The organism is Verrucosispora sp. TAA-831 (assembly GCF_050780145.1).
Classification (GTDB): Bacteria; Actinomycetota; Actinomycetes; order Mycobacteriales; family Micromonosporaceae; genus Micromonospora.
In genome coordinates this window covers 857262-880360 of the sequence record NZ_CP192240.1, presented here as the reverse complement: position 1 = coordinate 880360, position 23099 = coordinate 857262, and the positions used below count along the sequence as shown (strand labels likewise).

Sequence of the window (23099 nt, the reverse complement as noted above, 5' to 3'; positions counted from 1 at the left end):
CGGCGCACCTGCGGTCAGCACTGCGTGTGCGCCCGCGCCTCGGTCAACAACTCGACCAGTTCGGCGCCGTCGGCCGGACCGAGCGCGGCGAAGGCGGGCGCGACCAGGCGGTCGGTCACCGCCTCGGCCCAGAGCCGGCGACGCACCAGCGGCCCGACCGGCGGGTACGGCGGCGGCCACCCGCAGGCCACCGCCCCGCTCTCCCCCTCCGGCCCGGCCAGCACCGCCTCCAGTGGCGTCATGCCGCAGGCCCGTACGGCGACCAGGTGCGCGCCGGTGAAGTGCTCGCGGAGCAGTCGCAGCCCGGCGGCGGCCCGGGCACCCGGGCCGCCCGGCCCGGACGGCACGGCCCGCCAGGCGGCGAAGAGCGGCATGGCGCTGGCGTCGGCCGCCGCGACGGTCCGTTCCACGAGCGTGGCGAGCCGGTCGGCGCGAGGCAGGGCGGTCAGCCGCTCCTCGCCCCAGCGGCGGCACTCGGCGAGGCTGGCGGCGGCCACCTCGGTCGGGCGTACGGTGCGGGCGGCGGCGTCCCAGCCGTCGGCGACGGCGTCGGGGGCGACGAACCCGAGCGCGGCGGCGACCGTCTCGGCGCGTACGTCACCGAGTGCCCCGGCCCGTCCGGTGATGTAGAAGGCCCAGCCGGAGATGCCGAGCAGCCGGGCCCGGCGCAGCGTGGTCGGGCACCGGCCGTACGCCTCACCGAGCGCGAGCACCGCCGGTTTGCTGGCCGCCGCCACCTGTTCCGGGGTCATGCCGTCCCGCCCGGTGCGCCGCCGCCCGGGGGGCCGTCCACGAAGGATCCGACCGAGGGTCCGTCCATGACGGATCAGTCTGCCGCGCCCGCGTCCCGGTCGGCATCCTCCTCCTCGGCGGTCAATGCCTCCATCGCGGCCTCCACCTCTCCGGCGCGTCGCCGGGCGACGGCGACGGCCCGTTCGGCGGCCCGGCGGGCCAGTCGGGACCGGCTCAGTTCCTGCTCGGCGACGGCCCGACGGCGTTCCAGCTCGGCCAGTTCGGTCTCCACCGCGTCCAGGGCGGCCGTGCCGTCGTGCTCGGCGGACTGCGCCGCGTCGAGGTCCGTCTCGGCCCGTTCCCGGTCGGTACGTGCCCGGACCAGCTCCTTCTCCAGCGCCGTGCGGCGGCGGGCCAGCTCGGCGCGGGCGGCCCGGCGGGCCTGTTCGGCCCGCATGGCGCTGCGGTCCGGACGACCGGCGGTCCGCGCCGGTGCGGGCGGCTCCTCCCCGCCGGTCACCAGCCGCAACTGTGGTCGGGGCACCTCGCCGAATCCGGCGTAGTGGGCCGGGCGGAGCAGTCGACCGGACCGCACCTGCTCGGCCACGCCGGGATCGGCGAGGGCCGCGTTCAGGGTCGCCTCGACCTCGGCCAGCGGCAGTTTGCCGGCCGACGGCGCCCCCGGCACGTCGGCGGCGAGCCGGCGCACCTCGGCGACCAGGGCGGAGACCACGGACCGCCGCTGCGCGGACAGTTCCCGCAGGCGCGGGCCGCGCAACTCGCGTTGGGCGTCGCGTAGCGCGTCGGCCAACTGCGCCAGGTCGCCGACCAGGTCGGGACGCTCGATGGCGAGCAGGTTGACCAGCCAGGCGGCCACCGTGGGGCGGCGCAGCCGGGCGATCTCGCGGGCTCCCCGCCCGTCCCCGGCGCGCCGGGCCTGCGCCACCGCGGCGTCCCGGGCGGCGACGAACCGGTCCGGCGGCGTGCGGTAGAGCTGCGCCACCGGGTCGGACGGGGGTTCGGGCATCGACTCAGCCGTCGATCCGGCTGCCCGGCTCCAGCCGCTGGTACTCGCTGCCGGACAGGGCGGTGTACTGCCGGTCGAGCACCGCGAGGCCGTTGGTGTTGAGCAGGGCGTCGTGCAGCGCGTAGACCCGGCGCGGGGACACCGCCCGGATGAAGTCGACCACCTCGGAGAACTTCGACCAGGGCGCGTGTATCGGCGCGAAGAGCGTGTCGACCTGGATGTCGTCCGGCACGAACAGCGCGTCACCGGGGTGGTAGACCACCTCGTCGAGCAGGTAGCCGAGGTTGTCGACGAGCGGGATGTCGGGGTGGATGACCGCGTGCCGCCCGCCGTAGGCGCGGACCGGGACACCAACGGCGGTGAACGCGTCACCGGGGGTGACCGGGCGCAGCGCCTCGGCCGCGTCGCCGAGCGCTCCGGCCACCGAGGCCGGTCCGTGGATGTCGAACGGCCGCCGGGCGAGTTGCCGGTTGATCGCCTCGGCGTCCACGTGGTCCTGGTGCTCGTGGGTGATCAGGACCGCGTCGGCCCCGTCCAGTGCCACGGCGGCCTCGCTGAACACGCCCGGATCGACGACCAGCACTCCCCCGTCGTGCTCGACCCGCAGGCACGAGTGGGCGTACTTGGTGATCCGCATCGTGATGCCTCCCATATCGAATCGTGACCGTCCTGAGCGCAGTCTGCCGGAACCCGGGGGACAGCGCGCGACGTCCGAGCTATCACCCGCTCCGGGCAGAGGAAGGGAACGTTGATGACACCGAGGAGAACCCGCCGTCACGCGGCGACGGGAATGACTGCGCTGGTGATGCTGCTGGTGGTCACCGGCTGCGGCAGCGGCAGCGGTGGCGACCAGGCGGCGACCTCCGACGAGGCGGGCCGCGTCGCCGCGCCGCAGGCGGTGGACGGCGCCGGTCCGGTGGGTGAGCGGCCCGGACCGGCGGATCAGCGAGGTGGTGCCGGCGCGGCGGCGGACACCCGGGTCGACCAGCGGTCCATCGTCTACACCGGGTCGATCCGGGTCAAGGTGGACGACGTGGAGGCCGCCGCGCGGGCGGCGTCCGACGCGGCCACCCGGGCCGGCGGCTTCGTCGGCGGTGACCAGCGCCGCAGCTCGGACGCGGACGCGGTGGCGGAGCTGACGCTGCGGGTACCGGCGGACCGGTTCTATCCGGTGGTCGAGGAGTTGGCGGGTCTCGGTCGGCAGGAACGCCGACAGATCGACACCGAGGACGTCACCGAGGAGACCGTCGACCTCGACGCGCGGATCGCCACCCAGCGGGCCCGGGTGGAGAGCGCGCGTCGGCTGCTCGACCGGGCCGAGTCGATCACCGACCTGATCAGCCTGGAGAACGAGTTGGCCCGCCGGGAGGCCGACCTCGCCTCGCTGGAGGCGAAGAAGCGCCGGTTGGCCGACCTGACCGCGCTCTCCACGATCACCGTCAGCCTGGTGGGTCCGGACGCCAGCACCCCCGACGAGGAGCGGGAGATCGGCTTCCTGGCCGGTCTGAGCGGAGGCTGGACGGTCTTCCTCACCTCGATGACGGTGCTGCTCACCGTACTCGGCGCGGTGCTGCCCTGGCTGCTGGTCCTCGGCGTACCGCTGGCGGCGCTGTGGTGGCTGAACCGTCGCCGACGCCACCGGGTCCGCCCCGAGCCGGCGCCGGTCGGCACGCCGCCACCACCCGGGGTCGGCCCGAGGTCGTCGTCGGTCAGCGAACCGCCGTCAGTGCCTGGAGCGCGGTCTGCACCATGAGTCGTACGCCGGCCGGGATGGCCCGTTCGTCCACGTCGAACGACGCCCGGTGCAGGTCCACGTTCGGCCCGGAGCGGCCGACCCCGAGCCGGGCCAGCGCGCCGGGGACGTACTCCAGATACCAGGAGAAGTCCTCGCCGCCCATGCTCTGCGGGGTCTCGGCGACGCCCTCCGGGCCGAGCGCGGCGACGGTGGCCGAGGTCAGCACGTTGATGGCCGCCGCGTCGTTGCACACCGGCGGGCGTCCCCGCAGGTACTCCAGGTCGACCGTGGCCCCGGTCGGGGCGATCACGTCCCGGACCACCTGCGTGACGATCTTCGGGGCCTGTTCCCAGGCGTCCCGGTCCATCACCCGCAGCGTGCCGGAGGCGGACGCCTCGGAGGGGATGACGTTGTAGCGGGTGCCGGCGGAGGCGTGCCCGAAGACCAGCAGCAGCCCGCTGTTGGCCGGCACCCGGCGACTGATCAGCGCGGGCACCTCGGTGATCAGCCGACCGAGCGCGTCGACCAGGTCGACGGTCAGGTGCGGGCGGGCGGTGTGCCCGCCCGGTCCGGTCAGCCGGACGGTGACGTTGTCGGCGGCGGCGGTGATCGGCCCGACCCGCAGGCCGACCTTGCCGACCGGCTGGTTCGGGTCGCAGTGCAGCGCGAAGATCTGCACCACGTCGTCCAGGCCGCCCGCCTCGATCACTTCGAGCGATCCGCAGGGCAGGATCTCCTCGGCCGGCTGGAAGATCAACCGGACCCGGCCGGGCAGCTCGCCCAGGTCGGCGAGCTGGGCGAGCAGCATGCCGACGCCGAGCAGGATCGTGGTGTGCACGTCGTGCCCGCAGGCGTGGCAGACCCCGTCCACGGTGGAGCGGTACGGGACGTCCTTGACGTCGGTCAGCGGCAGCGCGTCGATGTCGGCGCGCAGCGCGATCACCGGCCCGTCGGGGCGGCCGTCGACGTCGCAGATGACCCCGTTGCCCTTGGGCAGCATGCGGGGGCTGAGCCCGGCCAGGGTGAGTTCCCGGGCGATCAGGGCCGCGGTGTCGAACTCCGAACCGGAGAGCTCCGGATGCGCGTGAATGTGACGGCGCGTGGCGATCAGGCCCGGTACCCGGAGGGCGAGCAGATGGTCCAGCTCGGACGGCAGGGGCTGGCCACCGGTCGGTGGCATCTCGGGCCAGGACGACGCCAATTGCTCGCCGGTCGGCATAGTCAACGCACTCGTCACGTCGAATTCTCGATCACTAGAAATGGATGGATCATCGGGGACAGCAGACAGCGTAGACCCCCGACGGTAACTCTGCGCAACCTCGTTCCGGTGATGATCGGACCGCGCAGCGTCACGTATGCCCTGGTTGGAGTGCCCGTAGACGGGCGGGACAGCAGGTAGATCGCGTTCATACGCAGCCATCCACCCCCCACCTCCTACAACGCGTAATCGGGGTTGCGGGCGGAGAATCTTGTCGAAACTCGTTGCCCGTCGTTCCGAATTGTCGCATTAGTCGGCGCGATGAACTGACGGTACGACAATTACCCGACCACCCACGGCGATCGGCACCGGTGGACGTTCACACGTCCGGACAGCCCCCGACCGCACAGGGTGTGCGTCAACGAGATCATTCGGGCGGAGTACCCGGAGACGGTCGCTTCGACACGTACAGCGACCGTGGAAGGGTGCCGAACGGCCTCAGAACCGGTCGGTCGGGCGGTAGACGCCCCACACCTCGCGCAGTGCCCCACACACCTCGCCGACGGTGGCCCGCCCGCGCAGGGCCGCCTTCATCGGGTAGAGCACGTTGCCGGTCCCCGAGGCGGCCTCCCGCAACTCGGTCAGGGCCCGCTCGACGACCGCGCCGTCCCGCCCGGCGCGCAGCTTGGCCAGCCGCTCGCCCTGCGCCGCCTCGATGGCCGGGTCGACCCGCAGCGGCTCGTACGGCTCCTCGGCGTCGATGGTGAACCGGTTGAGCCCGACCACCACCCGCTCACCCGAGTCGATCTCCTGCGCGATCTGGTACGCGGACTGCTCGATCTCGCGCTTCTGGAAGCCCGCCTCGATGGCGTCCACCGACGACCCGTACTCGAAGACCCGGCCCATCAGCGCGTCCGCCGCCGACTCGATCTCGGCGGTCATCGCCTCCACCACGTACGAGCCCGCGAACGGGTCCACCGTGGCGGTCAGATCCGTCTCGTACGCGAGCACCTGCTGGGTCCGCAGCGCCAGCCGGGCCGCCTTCTCGGTGGGCAGCGCGATCGCCTCGTCGAAGCTGTTGGTGTGCAGCGACTGGGTGCCGCCGAGCACCGCGCCCAGCCCCTGCACCGCGACCCGGACCAGGTTCACCTCGGGCTGCTGGGCGGTCAACTGCACGCCCGCGGTCTGGGTGTGGAAGCGCAGCATCATCGACTTCGGGTTCTTCGCCCCGAACTCGTCGCGCATCAGGCGGGCCCAGATCCGCCGGGCCGCCCGGAACTTCGCCACCTCCTCCAGCAGCGTGGTGCGGGCGACGAAGAAGAACGACAGGCGGGGCGCGAAGTCGTCCACGGCCAGCCCGGCGGCGATCGCGGCGCGGACGTACTCGACGCCGTTGGCCAACGTGAAGGCGATCTCCTGCACCGGGGAGGCACCCGCCTCGGCCATGTGGTAGCCGGAGATCGAGATGGTGTTCCACTTCGGCACCTCGGCCCGGCAGTAGCCGAACGTGTCGGCGACCAGCCGCAACGACGGCTTCGGCGGGAAGATGTAGGTGCCCCGGGCGATGTACTCCTTGAGGATGTCGTTCTGGATGGTGCCGTTGAGTGCCTCGCCCGGCACCCCGTTCTCCTCGGCGACGAGCTGGTAGAGCAGCAGCAGCACCGAGCCCGGCGCGTTGATCGTCATCGAGGTGGAGACCTTGTCCAGCGGGATGCCGTCGAAGAGCAGCCGCATGTCCTCGATGGAGTCGATGGCGACACCGACCTTGCCGACCTCGCCGGAGGCGATCGGGTCGTCGGAGTCGTACCCCATCTGGGTGGGCAGGTCGAAGGCGACGGAGAGACCCATGGTGCCGGCCCGCAGCAACTGGTGGTACCGCGCGTTGGACTCGGTTGCGGTGCCGAAGCCGGCGTACTGGCGCATGGTCCACGGGCGGGAGGTGTACATGGTGGGGTAGACCCCACGGGTGTACGGGTACTCGCCCGGAGCGCCCAGCCGGGAGTCCAGATCACCCGGCAGGTGCTCCGCCGTGTAGACGCCCTCGATCGGGAAGCCGGACTCGCTTGACCGCCGCCGTTCGCTCATCACCGGATGGTAGGACGAATGTGCTGGTCACCGGGTGAGGGATAGCGCACACTGAGCCATCGATAGCGACCACCCGACGTGAGGATCTGCACACGTACGGTTCCGGACGGGAAACGTCCGCCGCGCCGGGTTTCGCATCGGGCGTCTGAACCAGCAAGATAGGGAGGTTGTGTCCCAGCCCCCTCGACTTCCCCCGGTGGCTTTTCTGTGACTCAGATCCCGACGTGGAGCGGCGGACCAGTCAGCATCCCCACCAACGGCCGCGCGACACCCGGCACCGTGATCGGTGACCGGTACTCGTTGCGCTCCACGGTGGGCAACGGTGGCATGGGCACGGTCTGGCGGGCCACAGACACACTTCTGCGGCGCGACGTGGCGGTCAAGGAGGTCGTCCTGCCGCCCGGACTGGCACCCAGCGACCGCGACGCGATGTACGAACGCACCCTGCGCGAGGCCCGCGCGGCAGCCGCCATCGCCCACCCGGCGGTGGTTCAGGTGTACGACGTGGTCACCGAGGCCGGACGCCCGTGGATCGTGATGGAGCTGCTGGACGCCCGCAGCCTCGCGGACATGGTGATCGAGGACGGGCCGATCGCCCAGCGGGTGGTCGCCAAGATCGGCATCGCGCTGCTCGGCGCGCTGGAGGTGGCCCACGCCATCGGGGTCCTGCACCGCGACGTCAAGCCGGCCAACGTGCTGATCTGCTCCGACGGCCGCTGCGTACTGACCGACTTCGGTGTCGCCCGGATGCCCACCGACGTGCAGCTCACCACCCCGGGGATGGTGCTGGGCTCGCCGCACTTCATCTCGCCCGAGCGGGCCATGGGCCAGGAGTTCGGCCCGCCCAGCGACCTGTTCTCCCTCGGCGTGACGCTCTACACCGCTGTGGAGGGCCGACCGCCCTTCGACCGGGGCGACCCGATCGAGACGATGCACGCGGTGGTCGAGGACCCGCCGGCCCCGCCGCAGCGCAGCGGACCACTGACCCGGGTGCTGATGGGCCTGCTGGAGAAGGACCCGGCCCGTCGACTCGACGTGCACACCGCCCGCGCCATGCTGCGCGAACTGCTCGCCGGTCCGCTGAGCAGCACCGCGTCCGCGGTCAACTCGATGACCGACCCGTACTCCGTGGTGCCGGTGCCGCAGCAGTCCGCGCCGATCACCGCGCCGGCCGCCTCGGCGAAGAAGTCCAAGCCGGCCGGCGAGATCGGCGGCCGGGCGATGCTCGCCCCCGGTGAGTCGCTGACCGACCGGCTGGCGGCGCTGAGCCGGGGTGAGCGCCCCGGCAAGGCCGCCGCCGCCAGTGCCGCAGCGATGGAGGACACCAGCGCCGACGCGCTGGCCCGACCGGGTCAGCAGAACGCCGCCTCGTCCGCTGGTCGCACCTACGGCGGCGGGGCCGAGGCGACCCAGCGAATCGGTGGGTCGGAGGCCACGCAGCGGATCGGCGGCGCGGACGCCACCCAGCGGATCGGGGCCGACGCCACCCAGCACATCGGCGCGAACACCACCCAGCGCATCAGCGCGGACGCCACGCAGCACATCGGTGCCGGAGCGTACGGGTTCGGTGCCCGGCCGGAGGCCACCCAGCAGCTCGGCGGCGACTACGGCGGTCGCTGGCCGGCGGCGCCCCGCCAGCCGTACGGCGCACCACCGCCGCCGTCCACCGGTGGCGGCGGCAGCCCACTGGACAAGGCCAAGGTCGCGGGCACTCGCGCGGTCGAGACCGTGAAGGGCTGGCCGCGCAAGGTCCAGCTCGCGGCGGCCGGTGGCCTGGTGCTGGTGCTGCTGATCAGCGCGGTGGCGCTCTCCGGCGGCGGCGGTGACCCGCCGGTCACCGAACCGGTCGCCGCGCCCGGCAACTCCTCCGACGAGGGCGACCCGGTCGAGATGCAGGAGCACTCGGCGCGCGGCGTGCAGATGCTAGTGCCGAAGGGCTGGAAGCGGACCGCTCCGGCCGGCGCCGTCTACATCGACTACACCGACCCGGACGACAGCGGTCGCCGGGTCCGCATCCTCAACGAGAAGTGGGCCGGCAGTTCGACCCGCTGGGCACAGAGCGCGGAGAACAACCTCAAGACGCGCTCGGCCTCCTGCGCCAAGCCGTACACGCAGATCTCGATGGCGGACCGGGAGCTGGCCGGCAAGCCGTCGGCCGAGTTCGAGTACACCTGCGGTGACGGCGATGCCAGGCGGCACGGCGTCTGGCACGGGGTGGCCCACGAGGGCCGGATCTACTCGTTCTATCTGACCGTCAGCGACGCCCGGTTCGACGAGAGCAAGCCGATCTACGACGAGATGCTCAAGTCGTTCCAGCTCACCTCCGCAGGCTGAGCGGGGAGACGTCCATGGTGATCCGCCGCCGTGCTATCAAGAGGCAATGGCGGCGGAGACCACTGACATCGACACCATCCGCGAGCAGGCTCAGCGCTGGCTCGCCGACGACCCCGACCCGGCTGACCAGGCGGAACTGCGGGCGGTGCTCGACCGTCTGCCGGACAGCGCCGCCGAGCTGGCGGACCGCTTCGCCGGGCCGCTGACCTTCGGCACCGCCGGGCTGCGCGGCCCGCTGCGCGCCGGCCCCAACGGCATGAACCTCGCCGTGGTCACCCAGGCCGCCGCCGGGCTGGTCGCCTGGCTCGCCGCCGAGGGTGGCACCGGTCCGCTGGTGATCGGGTACGACGCCCGGCGCGGTTCCCGCGCGTTCGCCGAACAGACCGCCCGGGTGGCCACCGGGGCGGGCCGCCCGGCCCTGCTGCTCCCCCGCCCGCTGCCCACCCCCGTGCTGGCGTACGCGGTGCGGCAACTGGGCGCGGTCGCCGGGGTGATGGTGACGGCGAGCCACAACCCGCCGCAGGACAACGGTTACAAGGTCTATCTCGGTGCCGAACTGGGCGGCGACTCCGGTGCCGGAGCACAGATCGTGCCGCCGGCCGACACCGGCATCGAGGCCGCCATCCGGTCGGTCGGCCCGCTGGCCCAGGTGCCGCTCGGCCCCGCCGGGCAGGTGCTCGGTGACGACCTGGTCGCCGGGTACGTGGCGCGGGCGGTGCAGGTGGTGCCGCCCGATGGTCCCCGGGACCTGACCGTGGCGTACACGCCGCTGCACGGTGTCGGCGCGGCGGTCCTCACCGCCGCCTTCGCCGCCGCCGGTTTCCCGACGCCCGGGGTGGTGCCGGAGCAGGCCGAACCGGACGCCGACTTCCCGACCGTCAGCTTCCCCAACCCGGAGGAGCCGGGCGCGGTGGACCTGCTGGTCGCGCTCGCCGACACCACCGGCGCGGACCTCGCCATCGCCAACGACCCCGACGCCGACCGCTGCGCCGTGGCGGTCCGCAACCCGGTGAGCGGGCCGGACGCTGCGCCTGCGCCGGGCGGCGCGGACGGCTCGGGCTGGCGGATGCTGCGGGGTGACGAGGTGGGGGTGCTGCTCGCCGACCACCTGATGCGGCGAGGCGTGACCGGCCTCTACGCCACCACCATCGTCTCGTCGTCGCTGCTGCGGGCGATGTGCACCGCCCGGAACCTGCCCTACGGCGAGACGCTGACCGGGTTCAAGTGGATCGTGCGGGCCGGGGACGGCTCCGCGCCGCTGGTGTACGGCTACGAGGAGGCGCTCGGCTACTGCGTCGCCCCCGACCACGTACGCGACAAGGACGGCATCACCGCCGCGCTGACCGTGGCCGAGTTGGCCGCCGACCTCAAGACCCAGGGCCGTACGCTCACCGACCGGCTGGACGAGTTGGCCGCCGAGTTCGGCGTCCACCACACCGATCAACTCTCGGTCCGCGTCGACGACCTGCGTCTGATCGCCGACGCGATGGCCCGGATCCGGGCGGCCACTCCGGACATGCTGCTCGGTCAGCCGGTCACCGAGGCAGCGGACCTGCTGCCCGAAGCGGACGTGGTCATCCTGCGTACCGGGGCGGCCCGGGTGGTGATCCGGCCCTCCGGCACCGAGCCGAAGCTCAAGGCGTACCTGGAGGTGGTGGAACAGGTCGCCGACGGTGACGTCGCCGCGGCCCGGGCTCGCGCGGCGGCGGCCGTCGGCGAGTTGCGGCTGGAGGTTGCGCGGGCTTTAGGGATGTAAGGAAGGGCACCTTACTAACGCCTCGTGCATAGCAGGGGACCCCTCCTAACACCCGAGCACAATCACCGAGCGCTACCGCTTGCCTGCGATGAGCGTCCACAAATAGCATCACTCCATCAACCATCGCCATTTCTGCATTCGACGGAAACGCCCTCGCAATACGTTTCATCGATGGCGGTAATTGGTTGCATTCTGGAACTGAGGAGTGTTGCACGGTGCATGCAACGAACGGTTCGACCGTCCCCCGACGGCAACTCGGCAGACTGCTCACCCAACTCCGGGTCGACGCCCGGGTCAGCATCGAGGCGGCAGCCGACCGGCTCGACTGCTCGCGCCAGAAGATCTGGCGGATCGAGCGCGGCCTGACCCCGGCCAGGGGCCCGGACGTACGCGTGCTCTGCGACCTCTACCGGGCCACGCCCGACCAGGCGAGCGTGCTGCTCGGGCTCGCCGAGGTCGGCAAGGCCGAGGGGTGGTGGCACGCGTACGGCCGCTCCATCCCGGCCTGGTTTTCGCTCTACGTCGGGCTGGAGAATGTGGCCAGCGGTATGCGGTACTACAACGCCGAGCTGGTGCCGGGAATCCTGCAAACCCCCGAATACGCCACCGCACTCTTCCTACTCAACCGGCCCGACTTGGGCGAGGAGGAACGCAAGAAGGTGGTGAACTTCCGAATCCAGCGACAGGGGCTGCTCACCCGGCGGCTCCCACCCGCCCCGGAGCTGACCGTGATGCTCAGCGAGGCGGTGCTACGCCGCCCGGTGCCCGGTCGACCGGTGATGGCCGGTCAACTCCGGCACCTGCTGGCCGTCGGGCAGCGGCACAACATCTCGATCCGCATCCTGCCGCTCGCCGCCGGCCCACCGCTCGCCGCCGAGGCGGGCACCTTCGTGCTGCTCGACTTCCCGGAGGCCCTGCTCGGCGGCCCGACCGAACCGCCCACCGTCTATGTCGAGGGGCTCACCGGCGCGCTCTACCTCGACCAGCCGCACGAGTTCGCCGCCTACGTGCGGGTCTGGCGGGGGCTGGAAACCGTCGCGCTCGGGGAGGGACAATCGATGGAGTTGATCGATGCCATCCTGGGAGAGTGCTATGAGTGACCTGACCGGCGCGACGTGGCGCACCAGCACCCGCAGCGGCACCAACGGCGGCGAGTGCGTCGAGGTCGCCGACAACCTGTCCGGCGTCGTCGGCATCCGCGACAGCAAGGACCCGACCGGCCCGGCACTCACCGTCACGCCCACCGCCTGGTCCGCCTTCGTCACCGCCGTCCGCACCACCCACCTGTCCCGCTGACCCCTAACCCCACGCCCCTCACCCCCCGCCCCCCGCCCCCCGCCCCACGTCCGGCGTCCGGCGTCCGGCGTCCGGCGTCGATCATGGAGTCGTGGCAGCCGCAGATGTGGACGTATCAACACAATCTTGCGACCACAACTCCATGATCGGCGCGCAGGGCAGCGGCGAGGCACGGCGACGGCGCACAGGGCACGGCGACGGCGCGCAGGGCGGCGGGGGCGGGTGGGGTCAGCGACGGGGGCCGAGGGCGGCCTGGACGGCGCGGCCGAGGGCGGCGACCACCAGGCCGACCGAGGGGCGGACCACGGAACTCTCCAGGCCCACCTCGCCGGAGAAGCCCGCTCCGCTGGCGATCTCCTCCAACCGGCGGCGGGCCTCGGTGGCGTCCTCACCGGGTGCCCCCAGCGCCGATTCCATCCGGAGTACGGCGACCAGCGTCGCCAGCGCGGCGGTCCGCTCGTCGGGTGCCTCGCCGGTCAGCGCGGCGGCGAGCCGTTGGCGGGTCTCCGCCTCGACCGAGGGATCCAGCACCGGGTAGCGGTGTACGTGGATGAAGCCCAACTCCGTCTCGTCGACGTCCCGCACCACCCCGTGCGCGCACAGGTCGCCGAGGACCTTGTCGCGCAGACCGTGCCGCAGCCGCTGCACCCAGGAGGACGGGCTGTGCGGGGTGTCCGCCGCGATCCGGGACAGCACGTCGTCGGTGACCGGCTCGCCCGTCGGTGTCGCGTCGACCACCGTCAGGGCGCCCTCGGCGTACGCGATCCGACCCGCCAGGGCCAGCTCGATCAACACGGCGGCGGCCATGCCCAGGTCGAGGCTGATCCGGGGCATGGTCGCCTTGCCGGATTCGTCGTCGTACGCCAGTAGGAGCAGTTCCTCGGCGAGCGGAACACCAGTCATGGCCCGAGACGGTAGCCGCTCGACACCACCGCCCGCACGACAAACCCGCCACGACGAGCGTGGGACGAAGACAGACGGATCAGAACCGGGGCATGCCGCCGAACTGGCGGTCCCCGGCGTCCCCGAGGCCCGGCACGATGAACATGCTGTCGTTGAGGCCATCGTCGATCGATGCGGTGACCAGACGCAGCGGCAGGCCGGACCGCTCCAGTCGGGCGATCCCGGCCGGTGCGGCGAGTACGCAGAGCACCGTGATGTCGGTGCAGCCGCGCTCGGCCAGCAGTCGGCAGCAGTGCTCCAACGAGCCGCCGGTGGCCAGCATCGGGTCGAGGACCAGCACCGGCAGGCCGCTCAGGTCGCGGGGCAGCGACTCCATGTAGGCGCGCGGTTCGAAGGTCTCCTCGTCCCGGGCCAGCCCGACGAAGCCCATCGACGACTCCGGCAGCAGCCCCAACGCCGCGTCGGCCATGCCGAGACCGGCCCGCAGCACGGGCACCAGCAGCGGCGGGTTGGCCAGCCGGGTGCCCTCGGTGCCGGTGACGGGGGTCTGCACCGGGTACCGCTCGATCGGGAAGGAGCGCGCGGCCTCGTACACCAGCATGGTGGTGAGTTCGTGCAGCGCCGCCCGGAACGAGGCGGAATCGGTCCGTTCGTCCCGCATGGCGGTCAGCCGGGACTGGGCGAGCGGATGGTCAATGACGAGTACGTCCACGATCGCTCAACCTACCCGCCCCGGACCCCGACGCGCGGTCCCCGGCCCGCAGCAGCGACGTCGCTCACCCGGGACGCCCGCCCGCCGTCATGATCAAGACCGGTGGCTCCCGCCTGCGTAGACTTCGGCGCATGACGGCGACAGCGACGTCGGCCCGGTCGGACCTCTCCGAGCTGGGACGATCCGAGACCGCTCTGCGGACCTTCCTGCACGGCCTACCGGGCGTGGACCAGGTCGGCGCGGAGCAGCGGGCAGCCCAACTCGGCACCCGCTCCATCAAGACCACCGCCAAGGCACAGGCGATCGACCTCGCGATCCGAATGGTCGACCTCACCACGCTGGAAGGCGCGGACACCCCCGGCAAGGTACGCGCGCTCGCCGCCAAGGCGCTGCGCCCCGACCCGGCCGACCCGTCCTGCCCACACGTCGGCGCGGTCTGCGTCTATCCCGCGATGGTCCCGTACGTGGCCGAGGTGCTGCGCGGGTCTGCCGTGCACCTGGCCAGCGTGGCGACCTCGTTCCCGTCCGGTCAGGCGCCACTGGAGATCAAGCTCGCCGACACCCGAGCGGCCGTCGAGGCGGGCGCCGACGAGATCGACATGGTCATCAACCGGGGCGCGTTCCTGGCCGGCCGCTACGCCGAGGTGTACGACGAGATCGTGGCGACCAAGGAAGCCTGCGGGGACGCCCACCTCAAGGTGATCCTGGAGACCGGCGAACTGGCCACCTACGACAACGTACGCCGCGCCTCCTGGCTGGCGATGCTGGCCGGCGGCGACTTCATCAAGACCTCCACCGGCAAGGTCCCGGTCGCGGCCACCCTGCCGGTGACGCTGGTCATGCTGGAGGCGGTCCGCGACTTCCGCGCCGCCACCGGTCGACAGGTCGGCGTGAAGCCGGCCGGCGGCATCAAGACCACCAAGGACGCCGTCAAGTACCTGGTCATGGTCAACGAGACCGTCGGGCCGGACTGGCTCGACCCGGACTGGTTCCGCTTCGGCGCGTCCAGCCTGCTCAACGACCTGCTCATGCAGCGCACCAAGCTGACGACCGGTGTCTACGCCGGTCCCGACTACTTCACCCTGGACTGAACGCGATGTTCGAATACGCACCCGCCCCCGAGTCGCGCTCGGTGGTGGACATCAAGGACTCGTACGGCCTGTTCATCGACGGCACCTTCGTCGACCCGGCCGACGGCGGCAGCTTCAAGTCGATCAGCCCCTCCTCGGAGGAGGTACTCGCCGAGGTCGCCGAGGGCGGCAGCCAGGACGTGGACCGCGCGGTCCGCGCCGCGCGGAAGGCGTACGACAAGGTCTGGGGTCCGATGCCGGGCCGGGACCGGGCCAAGTACCTGTTCCGGATCGCCCGCCTCATCCAGGAACGCTCGCGTGAGCTGGCCGTGCTGGAGTCGCTGGACAACGGCAAGCCGATCAAGGAGTCCCGCGACGTCGACCTGCCGCTGGTCGCCGCGCACTTCTTCTACTACGCCGGCTGGGCGGACAAGCTGGAGCACGCCGGGTTCGGCGCGAACCCGCGTCCGCTCGGCGTGGCGGCGCAGGTCATCCCGTGGAACTTCCCGCTGCTCATGCTGGCCTGGAAGATCGCCCCGGCGCTCGCCGCCGGCAACACGGTGGTGCTCAAGCCCGCCGAGACCACCCCGCTGACCGCACTGCTGTTCGCCGAGATCTGCCAGCAGGCCGACCTGCCGGCCGGTGTGGTCAACATCGTCACCGGTGCCGGGGAGACCGGCCGGGCCCTGGTCGAACACGACGGCGTCGACAAGGTCGCGTTCACCGGGTCCACCGACGTCGGCCGGGCCATCGCCCGCGCCGTCGCCGGCAGCCGCAAGAAGCTCACCCTGGAACTCGGCGGCAAGGCCGCCAACATCGTCTTCGACGACGCCCCCGTCGACCAGGCGGTCGAGGGCATCGTCAACGGCATCTTCTTCAACCAGGGGCACGTCTGCTGCGCCGGTTCCCGCCTGCTGGTGCAGGAGTCCGTCGCCGAGCAGGTGCTGGAATCGCTCAAGCGCCGGATGGCGCTGCTGCGCGTCGGTGACCCGCTGGACAAGAACACCGACGTCGGTGCCATCAACTCCGCCGCCCAGCTCGCCCGGATCCACGAGCTGACCGAGGCCGGTGCCGCCGAGGGCGCGCAGCGCTGGTCGCCGCCGTGCGAGCTGCCGGACCGTGGCTTCTGGTTCGCGCCGACCATCTTCACCGGCGTCACCCAGGCCCACCGGATCGCCCGCGAGGAGATCTTCGGCCCGGTGCTGTCGGTGCTGACCTTCCGTACCCCGGCCGAGGCCGTGGAGAAGGCCAACAACACGCCGTACGGGCTCAGCGCCGGGATCTGGACCGAGAAGGGTTCCCGCATCCTGTGGACGGCCGACCGGCTACGCGCCGGAGTCGTCTGGGCCAACACGTTCAACAAGTTCGACCCGACCTCGCCCTTCGGCGGCTACAAGGAGTCGGGCTACGGCCGCGAGGGCGGCCGGCACGGGCTGGAGGCGTACCTCAATGTCTGAGCGGGTCGCGGTACGCAAGACGTACAAGCTCTTCATCGGCGGGAAGTTCCCGCGTAGCGAGTCGGGACGGTCGTATCTCGTGCAGGACTCGAACGTGTCGCTGGCCTCCCGCAAGGACGCGCGGGACGCCGTGGTCGCCGCCCGCGCCGCCGTCAAGGGCTGGGCCGGGGCGACCGCGTACAACCGGGGTCAGATCCTCTACCGCGTCGCCGAGATGCTGGAGGGCCGCCGCGACCAGTTCATCGGTCTCGGCGTACGGGCCGACGAGGTCGACGCCGCCACCGACCGCTGGGTCTGGTACGCGGGCTGGTCCGACAAGCTGCCGCAGGTGTACGGCGGCGCCAACCCGGTCGCGGGCCCCTACTTCAACCTCTCCGCACCCGAGCCGACCGGCGTGGTGGCCGTGGTGGCCCCGGAGAGCCCGGCCCTGCTCGGCCTGGTCAGCGTGATCGCCCCGGCGATCGTCACCGGCAACACCGTCGTGGTGGCCGCCTCACCGGACGCGCCACTGGCCGCGATCACCCTCGCCGAGGTGCTCGCCACCTCCGACCTGCCCGGCGGCGTGGTCAACATCCTCACCGGGCGGCTGTCGGAGACCGTGCCCACGCTGGCCGCACACATGGACGTCAACGCGATCGACCTGACCGGGGTCGCCGACGCGGACCTGGCGGTCGACCTGGAGATCAAGGCGGCGGAGAACCTCAAGCGGGTGCTCCGGCCGGTGGGCTCCGGGCACGACTGGTCCGCTGACCCGGGGCTCGGGCGGATGACGGCGCTGCTGGAGACGAAGACGGTGTGGCATCCCAAGGGGGTGTGATTCCTTTCTTGCTCTTTGGGTTTCTCGCTGTGGGGGTTTCCGGGGGGAGCCCACCCGCTCCGGGCGGTCAGGCTTGATCCCTGCGCGGGTGGGCTCCCCCCGGAAACCTTTCGTGGTCCGGTCCGAGGGTCGGTGGCGGCTTTCGGGTGCCGCCTTTCGCTGAGTGATGGGTCAGCGGGGCGAGTGGCGGGTGTTCTCGCGCACGTCTGGCGCACGCCTGGGCCACGCCTGACGCATGCCTGACGCACATCGCGCCCGCTCGTGCGTCGCGCTCGCTTGGCATCGCCGGTGGACGGTCAAGATCTGCACAACTTCTTGGATGTTGCTGTGTCGGGGTGGTCGGGAGGCAGCAGTTTCCAGGAAGTTGTGTCGACGCCGAACGCGGACCCGGACGAATTAGCCGGACGCGGGCCGGACGCCGGGCGCGTAAGCGGGATGCGGACCCAGATGCGCAAGCCGGACGCGGACCCGGATGCCGGACGCCGGGCGCGCAAGCCGGACGCGGACCCGGATGCGGAACCAGATGCCGGACGCCGGACGCGTAAGCCGGACGCGGGGCACGGCCCCGACAGCCGACGCGGAACGCGGACGACCGACGCCGGACGCCAGACCCGGAGCGGGAGCGAACGCCGGACGCCGGACGCCAGCCCCGTAAGCCGAACGACCGACGCGGGGTGCGGGCGTGGGACGGATGCTCGACGTGGGCGGATGTTGAGGCGAGGCGGGGGGTGGGGGTGGTGCGGGGACCGGGGGGTCTACTACCGGGGGTAGGATTCAGGGGTGACTCGGCTGGGGGATCTTGAGCGTGCGGTGATGGACGTGCTGTGGGACACGGTGCCCGCCACGTCCGGTGGGGTGACGGTCCGCGAGGTCGCCGATGCGCTGGCCGGGCGCGAGTTGGCCTACACGACGGTGATGACGGTGCTGGACCGGCTCGCCGGCAAGGGCATGGTGCAGCGCGAGCGGGAGGGGCGGGCCTGGCGGTACCGGGCCGCAGCCAGCCGTGAGGCGTACATCGCCCAGATCATGCTCGACGCCCTGGACCTGGGTGGCAGCCGCGACGCGGCGCTGGTCCGGTTCGCCCGCTCGGTGACCGGCACCGAGGCGGACGTCCTGCGGGCCGCGCTCTCCGCCGAGGCCGGGATGACGTCGGCTACGCCGGACGGGCCCGGTGACGGCGCGGCGCTGGCCGATCAGGTCGAGGCACCCGCACCGGAACAGGCGATCCGCCGGGACCGGGCGACCCGGCCGGGTCGGGCCGACGAGACCGCCGAGCGGTAGGGGCGACGACGTGGCGCAGACCGTGCACTTCGCCGCCGCGATGCTGGCCTGCTGGCTGATCGCGCAGGTGCTCACCCGCTCGACGTGGACGTGGCGCACCCCCCGGGTCGCGATCCTGTGCTGGCAGGCGGTCGGCCTGGCCGCCGGGCTGTCCGCGATGGGCCTGCCGATCGCGATCGGGCTGGCCGCCTACGACCGGGGCACCGGCAGCGCGCTGCTCGCGCTCGCGAACGACCTGTGGCACAGCACGCTTCCGGTGGGCGTCGGCCCGGTGCACCTGGGGCTGGTCGGCATCGGGTTCGGCATCGGCGCGGTGCTGCTGACCTCGACGGTACGCAGCATCCACGGCACGGTACGCGCGCAGCGTCGACACCGGGACCTGCTGGCCCTGGTGGCCCGGCGGGACCCCACCGTCCCCGGGGCGCTGGTGCTGGACCATCCGGGCGCGGCGGCGTACTGCCTACCGGGGGTGAAGCCCCGGGTGGTGGTCAGCGCCGGCACGCTGAGTCTGCTCGACCGGGCTGAGCTGGCGGCGGTGCTGACGCACGAGCGGGCGCACGCCGAGGAACGGCACGATCTGGTGCTGCTGCCGTTCACCGCGCTGTGCCGGGCGCTGCCCTGGCTGCGCTGGGTGCACGAGGCGCACGAGCGGGTGTCGCTGCTGGTCGAGATGCGCGCCGACGACAAGGCCCGGGAACTGCACGCGGAGGCCCCGCTGGCCGGTGCGCTGCGGCGGTTCGCCGCCGCCGGCAACCGGATCACGCCGGCCGGCACGCTCGGTCTGGGCGACCGGGACCTGGACGTACGGGTGCAGCGGCTGATGGTCGCCGAACGCCCGGCCCGGCTGATCGGTGCCGCCGCGCTGACCGTGGCCACCACCGTGGCGGCCCTGCCCATCTCACTGTTCCTGAGCTGACGACCGACGTGGTGTCCCGCGTACCCGCTCCGCGCCCGTGGGCGCTCGTCGCGCCCCGGCTAGGCTGCCAGGCGATGTGCTGGCGGATTCTCCGGGGACGGACCGACGGTGGGGCACCGGTGCGCTGGTGAGCCGCCGCCCCTTCGACCCGCGGCTGCTGCGCCGGGTCCCCGCGGCCCGGCGCGACCTCATGCTGCTCGCGCTGCTCGGGGTGCTCGCCGCCGGGCTGGTCGTGGCGCAGGCCACCGCCCTGGCGGCGCTGCTGGCGACCGCGTACGCCGGTCGGCTGGACCGCGTCGCGTTGGCCGGTCTGGTGGTCGCCGTCGCGGCCCGCGCGCTGGTGGTCTGGGCGCAGGGTGCGGTCTCGGCACGGGCGGCGGCCACGGTCAAGGCCGCGCTGCGGGCCGACCTGCTGGGCGCAGTCGCGCGACACGGACCGGGCTGGGTCGCCGGCCAGCGGGCCGGGCAGTTGGCCACCCTGGCCGGTCGTGGGCTGGACGCGCTCGACGCCTACTTCACCGGTTACCTGCCGCAGCTCGTGCTGAGCGTCACGGTGCCGGTGGCGGTGCTCGGTCGGGTCCTCTTCGCCGACTGGAGTTCGGCGGTGATCATCGCGTTGACCCTGCCGCTCATCCCGATCTTCGGGGCGCTGCTCGGCTGGCAGGCCCAGGCCGCCACGGAACGGCAGTGGCGGCGGCTGTCCCGGCTCGGCGGGCACTTCCTGGACATGGTGGCGGGGCTGCCGACGCTGCGGGCGTTCGGGCGGGCGCGGGCACAGACCGACGCGGTCCGACGGATGGCCGACGGGCACCGCATCGCCACCATGAAGACCCTGCGCATCGCCTTCCTCTCCGCCCTGGTGCTGGAGCTGGTCGCCACCCTGTCGGTGGCGCTGGTGGCGGTCCCGGTCGGGCTGCGCCTGCTCGACGGCGGCCTGCTGCTCCAGACCGCGCTGCTGGTGCTGCTGCTCACTCCGGAGGCGTACCTGCCGTTGCGGGCCGCCGGCAGCCGGTTCCACGCCAGCATGGAGGGGCTCACCGCGCTGGACGAGGCGCTCACGCTCTCCGAGTCCGCCCCGACGCCCGCGCCGCGTAAGGGCGCGTCGCCCGACGGGCGCGGCGAGATCCGGTTCGAGGCGGTGACGGTCGCGTACGAGCGCACCACCGCGCTGCGGGACGTCACGCTGACCATCCGGCCGGGCGAGCGGGTGGCGATCATCGGTCCGAGCGGTGCGGGCAAGAGCACCCTGCTCGGCCTGCTGCTCGGTTTCGTCGCACCGACCTCCGGACGGGTCACCGTCGGCGGTGTCGACCTGGCCGACGCCGACGTCGACGGATGGCGTCGCCAGGTGGCCTGGGTGCCGCAGCGGGCCCACCTGTTCGCCACGTCGCTGGCCGACAACATCCGCCTCGGCACCTCCGACGCCACACCGGAGGCGGTCGCCGTCGCGGTGCGCGACGCGGCGCTGGACGAGGTGGTCGAGTCCCTGCCCGACGGGCTGGACACCCGGCTCGGCGAACGCGGGCACGGCCTGTCCAGCGGTCAGCGGCAGCGGGTGGCGCTGGCTCGGGCGTTCCTGCGGGACGCGCCGGTGGTGCTGCTCGACGAACCGACCGCGCGCCTGGACGCCGCCGCCGAGGCGGTGGTGCTGTCGGCCACCCGTCGGCTGGTGACCGGACGGACCGCGCTGCTGGTCGCGCACCGGCCCGCGCTGCTGGACGACGCCGACCGGGTCCTGCGTGTCGAGGACGGTCGGGTCACCGAGTTGACCCCGCAGGCGGCCGGGGAGGCCCGATGAGCGCCACCCGGCCCACCACGACCGGTCGCGTCGGCTCCTCACCCGAGGCCGCTGTACTCCGGCTGGCCCGGCCGTACCTGCGGCGGCTGGTCGGCGCGGGGCTGCTCGCGGCGGCCACCGAGTTCGCCGCCCTGGCCCTGATGGCCACCGCCACCTGGCTGTTGATGACCGCCGCCGGTCGACCGGAACTGGACCGGCTCACCGTGGCGATCGTCGCGGTGCGGGCGCTCGCGGTGAGCCGGGGTGTGCTGCGCTACACCGAACGGCTGGCCGGGCACGACGCGGTGCTCCGGCTCGTCACCGACGTCCGGGCCCGGGTGTTCGCCACCCTCGCCGCCCGACGGGGTGCCCCGCCGCGCAGCGGGGACGCGCTCAGTCGCCTGGTCTCCGATGTGGAGGCGGTGCAGGACCTGCTGTTGCGGGTGCTCGTACCGGCTGCCGCCGCCGCGACGGTGAGCCTGGTGGCGGTCGGTCTGACCGTGCTGGTCGCGCCGTCGGCCGCGCTCGTCCTCGCCGTCGGTCTGCTGGTCGCCGGGGTGGGCCTGCCGCTGCTGGCCACCGCGCTGACCCGACGGGCCGCCGCCGAGCTGGCGCCGTTGCGCGGTGCGCTCGCCGCCGACGCCGTCGACCTCACCCACGGCGCGGCCGACCTGGCCGCCTTCGGTGCCACCGCCGGTGCGCTCGACGCCGCCGGTGGGCGGGCGCGTCGACTCGCCCGGCTGGAGCGGCGGCTCGCCGCGCTCGGCTTCGCCGTCGACGGCCTCGGGATGCTGGTGGCCGGGCTGACCGCCGGTGCCGTGGTGGTCGTGGCGCTGCGGGCCGACGTGTCCGGTGCGCTGACCGGGGTGCTGGCGGTCGGCACCCTGGCCGCCGTGGAGATCGCCCTCGCGCTGGTCGGTGCCGCCCGACAGTGGACCGGGCTGCGCTCCGGACTGGCCCGGGTCGCTCCGCTGCTGGCACCGGCCGAGGACCGCTCCGCCGCGCCGGTCCCGTCGCGCCGCGACACCGACGCGTCGGCCACGCCGCGCCCGGACGCCACCGGTGGGCGGTCGGCGTCCGACGGCGGCGTCCCCCGGGTACGGTTCGACGAGGTCACCGTCCGTTACCGGGCCGGGGCGCCCGCCGCGCTCGACCGGTTCGACCTCGACCTGCCGCCCGGCCGCCGGGTCGCCGTGGTGGGTCCGAGTGGGGCCGGCAAGAGCACCCTCGCCGCCGTGCTGACCGGTGCGGTGTCCCCGGACTCCGGCCGGGTGCGCCTGGCCGGACGCGACGTGTCGACGTACCCGCCGGAGGACCTGCCGGGCGCGGTCGGCGGGCTGCTCGCCGAGGCGTACGTGTTCCACGCCACCGTCCGGGACAACCTGCTCCTCGGCCGCCCCGACGCCGACGAGGCCGCGCTGACCGCCGCCGCCGAGGCCGCCGGTCTGGCGGACTGGGTACGCGCACAGCCGGCGGGCTGGGACACCGTGGTCGGCGAGGAGGGCGGGCAGCTCTCCGGTGGTCAGCGTCAGCGGTTGGCGCTGGCCCGCGCGCTGCTCGCCGCGCCCGGCGTGCTGGTGCTGGACGAGCCGACCGAGGGTCTCGACCCGGTCGCCGCCGACGAGGTGCTCGCCTCGACCCTGGCCGCCACACCGGCCGGACACTCGGTGCTGTTGATCACGCATCGGCTCACCGGGCTCGACGGGCTCGACGAGGTGCTGGTGCTCGACGCCGGTCGGATGGTCCAGCGGGGACCACACGCGGAACTGGTCGACACCGACGGCTGGTACCGCGACCAGTGGGTGGTGCAGCAGGCCGCCGAGCACGGCTACCTCGCGCTCTCCGGACCGCACCGACCCTGACCTGTACGGCGTGTCGCCGGTGTCGGAACGCCCGGCACCGACCGGCCAGGCGGACGACGGTGGCGTGGCGCACCGGCTGTGGGTGCCGCCACCGGGGTGCGGGCACCGATTACCCAGAGCAGCCCACTAGGGTATGTGCCC

Annotated in this window: 19 protein-coding genes; 12 read left to right on the top strand and 7 right to left on the bottom strand. The window is 73.0% G+C overall.

Annotation, left to right across the window (positions count from 1 at the left end; translation table 11 throughout):
- Positions 1–14 precede the first annotated feature (14 nt).
- The 3 genes from ACQVFL_RS04120 to ACQVFL_RS04110 all read right to left on the bottom strand — a co-directional run bounded on the left by ACQVFL_RS04120 (position 15) and on the right by ACQVFL_RS04110 (position 2396).
- On the bottom strand, positions 15–752 hold the full coding sequence (locus tag ACQVFL_RS04120; RefSeq protein ID WP_396692522.1) for an SCO6745 family protein: 738 nt from the start codon (positions 750–752) through the stop codon (positions 15–17).
- Between the two features lie 74 nt (positions 753–826).
- A complete protein-coding gene (locus tag ACQVFL_RS04115; protein ID WP_396692520.1) occupies positions 827–1759 on the bottom strand; it encodes a hypothetical protein in 933 nt (310 codons plus the stop codon).
- Positions 1760–1763: 4 nt separating this feature from the next.
- On the bottom strand, positions 1764–2396 hold the full coding sequence (locus ACQVFL_RS04110; RefSeq protein WP_431728719.1) for an MBL fold metallo-hydrolase: 633 nt from the start codon (positions 2394–2396) through the stop codon (positions 1764–1766).
- A 153-nt stretch (positions 2397–2549) separates the two neighbouring features.
- Here ACQVFL_RS04110 and ACQVFL_RS04105 point away from each other — a divergent pair, with 153 nt between their 5' ends.
- On the top strand, positions 2550–3512 hold the full coding sequence (locus ACQVFL_RS04105) for a DUF4349 domain-containing protein (protein WP_431728718.1): 963 nt from the start codon (positions 2550–2552) through the stop codon (positions 3510–3512).
- Here ACQVFL_RS04105 and ACQVFL_RS04100 read toward each other — a convergent pair.
- Both ACQVFL_RS04100 and ACQVFL_RS04095 read right to left on the bottom strand, forming a co-directional pair.
- A complete protein-coding gene (locus ACQVFL_RS04100; RefSeq protein WP_396692514.1) occupies positions 3469–4731 on the bottom strand; it encodes an amidohydrolase in 1263 nt (420 codons plus the stop codon). The two genes, ACQVFL_RS04105 and ACQVFL_RS04100, sit on opposite strands and share 44 nt — an antisense overlap.
- Positions 4732–5190: 459 nt before the next feature.
- Complete coding sequence (locus ACQVFL_RS04095) at positions 5191–6777, bottom strand: acyl-CoA mutase large subunit family protein (protein WP_431728717.1); 1587 nt, start codon at positions 6775–6777, stop codon at positions 5191–5193.
- A 207-nt stretch (positions 6778–6984) separates the two neighbouring features.
- Here ACQVFL_RS04095 and ACQVFL_RS04090 point away from each other — a divergent pair, with 207 nt between their 5' ends.
- The 4 genes from ACQVFL_RS04090 to ACQVFL_RS04075 all read left to right on the top strand — a co-directional run bounded on the left by ACQVFL_RS04090 (position 6985) and on the right by ACQVFL_RS04075 (position 12163).
- Entirely contained in the window at positions 6985–9111 is a 2127-nt protein-coding gene (locus tag ACQVFL_RS04090) for a serine/threonine-protein kinase (RefSeq protein ID WP_431728716.1), read from the top strand.
- A 46-nt stretch (positions 9112–9157) separates the two neighbouring features.
- Positions 9158–10867, top strand: a complete 1710-nt coding sequence (locus ACQVFL_RS04085; protein ID WP_431728715.1) for a phospho-sugar mutase — start codon at positions 9158–9160, stop codon at positions 10865–10867.
- Between the two features lie 215 nt (positions 10868–11082).
- A complete protein-coding gene (locus ACQVFL_RS04080; protein WP_431728714.1) occupies positions 11083–11967 on the top strand; it encodes a helix-turn-helix domain-containing protein in 885 nt (294 codons plus the stop codon).
- The gene (locus ACQVFL_RS04075; protein WP_431728713.1) at positions 11960–12163 is read left to right on the top strand and encodes a DUF397 domain-containing protein; all 204 of its coding nucleotides are present in this window, start codon (positions 11960–11962) and stop codon (positions 12161–12163) included. The genes ACQVFL_RS04080 and ACQVFL_RS04075 overlap by 8 nt, the downstream gene beginning before the upstream one ends.
- 228 nt (positions 12164–12391) lie before the next feature.
- Here the strand turns inward: ACQVFL_RS04075 and ACQVFL_RS04070 are convergent, their stop codons facing one another.
- Together ACQVFL_RS04070 and upp are read right to left on the bottom strand one after the other, a co-directional pair.
- Positions 12392–13066, bottom strand: a complete 675-nt coding sequence (locus tag ACQVFL_RS04070) for a GOLPH3/VPS74 family protein (RefSeq protein ID WP_396692502.1) — start codon at positions 13064–13066, stop codon at positions 12392–12394.
- A gap of 79 nt (positions 13067–13145) precedes the next feature.
- Positions 13146–13778 carry a uracil phosphoribosyltransferase gene (gene upp, locus ACQVFL_RS04065; protein ID WP_396692500.1) on the bottom strand — a complete coding sequence of 211 codons (633 nt, stop codon included), beginning with the start codon at positions 13776–13778 and terminating at the stop codon, positions 13146–13148.
- Positions 13779–13909: 131 nt separating this feature from the next.
- Between upp and deoC the strand changes: the two genes are divergently transcribed.
- From deoC to cydC, 7 genes are all read left to right on the top strand, one after another.
- Positions 13910–14869 (top strand): deoxyribose-phosphate aldolase, encoded by a 960-nt coding sequence (deoC, locus tag ACQVFL_RS04060; RefSeq protein WP_431728712.1) that lies wholly within the window; start codon positions 13910–13912, stop codon positions 14867–14869.
- Between the two features lie 5 nt (positions 14870–14874).
- Positions 14875–16305, top strand: coding sequence for an aldehyde dehydrogenase family protein (locus ACQVFL_RS04055; RefSeq protein WP_396692497.1), 1431 nt, complete (start codon positions 14875–14877; stop codon positions 16303–16305).
- The gene (locus ACQVFL_RS04050) at positions 16298–17122 is read left to right on the top strand and encodes an aldehyde dehydrogenase family protein (protein ID WP_431728711.1); all 825 of its coding nucleotides are present in this window, start codon (positions 16298–16300) and stop codon (positions 17120–17122) included. The genes ACQVFL_RS04055 and ACQVFL_RS04050 overlap by 8 nt, the downstream gene beginning before the upstream one ends.
- A gap of 780 nt (positions 17123–17902) precedes the next feature.
- Positions 17903–18403, top strand: coding sequence for a BlaI/MecI/CopY family transcriptional regulator (locus ACQVFL_RS04045; protein WP_431728710.1), 501 nt, complete (start codon positions 17903–17905; stop codon positions 18401–18403).
- Positions 18404–18443: 40 nt separating this feature from the next.
- Positions 18444–19319, top strand: coding sequence for a M56 family metallopeptidase (locus tag ACQVFL_RS04040; RefSeq protein ID WP_396692745.1), 876 nt, complete (start codon positions 18444–18446; stop codon positions 19317–19319).
- A 127-nt stretch (positions 19320–19446) separates the two neighbouring features.
- Positions 19447–21117 carry a thiol reductant ABC exporter subunit CydD gene (gene cydD, locus ACQVFL_RS04035; RefSeq protein WP_396692491.1) on the top strand — a complete coding sequence of 557 codons (1671 nt, stop codon included), beginning with the start codon at positions 19447–19449 and terminating at the stop codon, positions 21115–21117.
- Positions 21114–22958 (top strand): thiol reductant ABC exporter subunit CydC, encoded by a 1845-nt coding sequence (gene cydC / locus ACQVFL_RS04030; RefSeq protein WP_396692489.1) that lies wholly within the window; start codon positions 21114–21116, stop codon positions 22956–22958. Before cydD ends, cydC begins: the two co-directional genes overlap by 4 nt.
- The last annotated feature ends 141 nt before the right edge of the window (positions 22959–23099 follow it).

Bases quoted from the DNA above. Each gene is read 5' to 3' on its own strand.
- ACQVFL_RS04120 (WP_396692522.1), bottom strand. From the start codon at position 752: ATGACCCCGGAACAGGTGGCGGCGGCCAGCAAACCGGCGGTGCTCGCG.
- ACQVFL_RS04115 (WP_396692520.1), bottom strand. From the start codon at position 1,759: ATGCCCGAACCCCCGTCCGACCCGGTGGCGCAGCTCTACCGCACGCCG.
- ACQVFL_RS04110 (WP_431728719.1), bottom strand. From the start codon at position 2,396: ATGCGGATCACCAAGTACGCCCACTCGTGCCTGCGGGTCGAGCACGAC.
- ACQVFL_RS04105 (WP_431728718.1), top strand. From the start codon at position 2,550: ATGACTGCGCTGGTGATGCTGCTGGTGGTCACCGGCTGCGGCAGCGGC.
- ACQVFL_RS04095 (WP_431728717.1), bottom strand. From the start codon at position 6,777: ATGAGCGAACGGCGGCGGTCAAGCGAGTCCGGCTTCCCGATCGAGGGC.
- ACQVFL_RS04085 (WP_431728715.1), top strand. From the start codon at position 9,158: ATGGCGGCGGAGACCACTGACATCGACACCATCCGCGAGCAGGCTCAG.
- ACQVFL_RS04075 (WP_431728713.1), top strand. From the start codon at position 11,960: ATGAGTGACCTGACCGGCGCGACGTGGCGCACCAGCACCCGCAGCGGC.
- ACQVFL_RS04070 (WP_396692502.1), bottom strand. From the start codon at position 13,066: ATGACTGGTGTTCCGCTCGCCGAGGAACTGCTCCTACTGGCGTACGAC.
- deoC (WP_431728712.1), top strand. From the start codon at position 13,910: ATGACGGCGACAGCGACGTCGGCCCGGTCGGACCTCTCCGAGCTGGGA.
- ACQVFL_RS04055 (WP_396692497.1), top strand. From the start codon at position 14,875: ATGTTCGAATACGCACCCGCCCCCGAGTCGCGCTCGGTGGTGGACATC.
- ACQVFL_RS04050 (WP_431728711.1), top strand. From the start codon at position 16,298: ATGTCTGAGCGGGTCGCGGTACGCAAGACGTACAAGCTCTTCATCGGC.
- ACQVFL_RS04040 (WP_396692745.1), top strand. From the start codon at position 18,444: ATGCTGGCCTGCTGGCTGATCGCGCAGGTGCTCACCCGCTCGACGTGG.
- cydC (WP_396692489.1), top strand. From the start codon at position 21,114: ATGAGCGCCACCCGGCCCACCACGACCGGTCGCGTCGGCTCCTCACCC.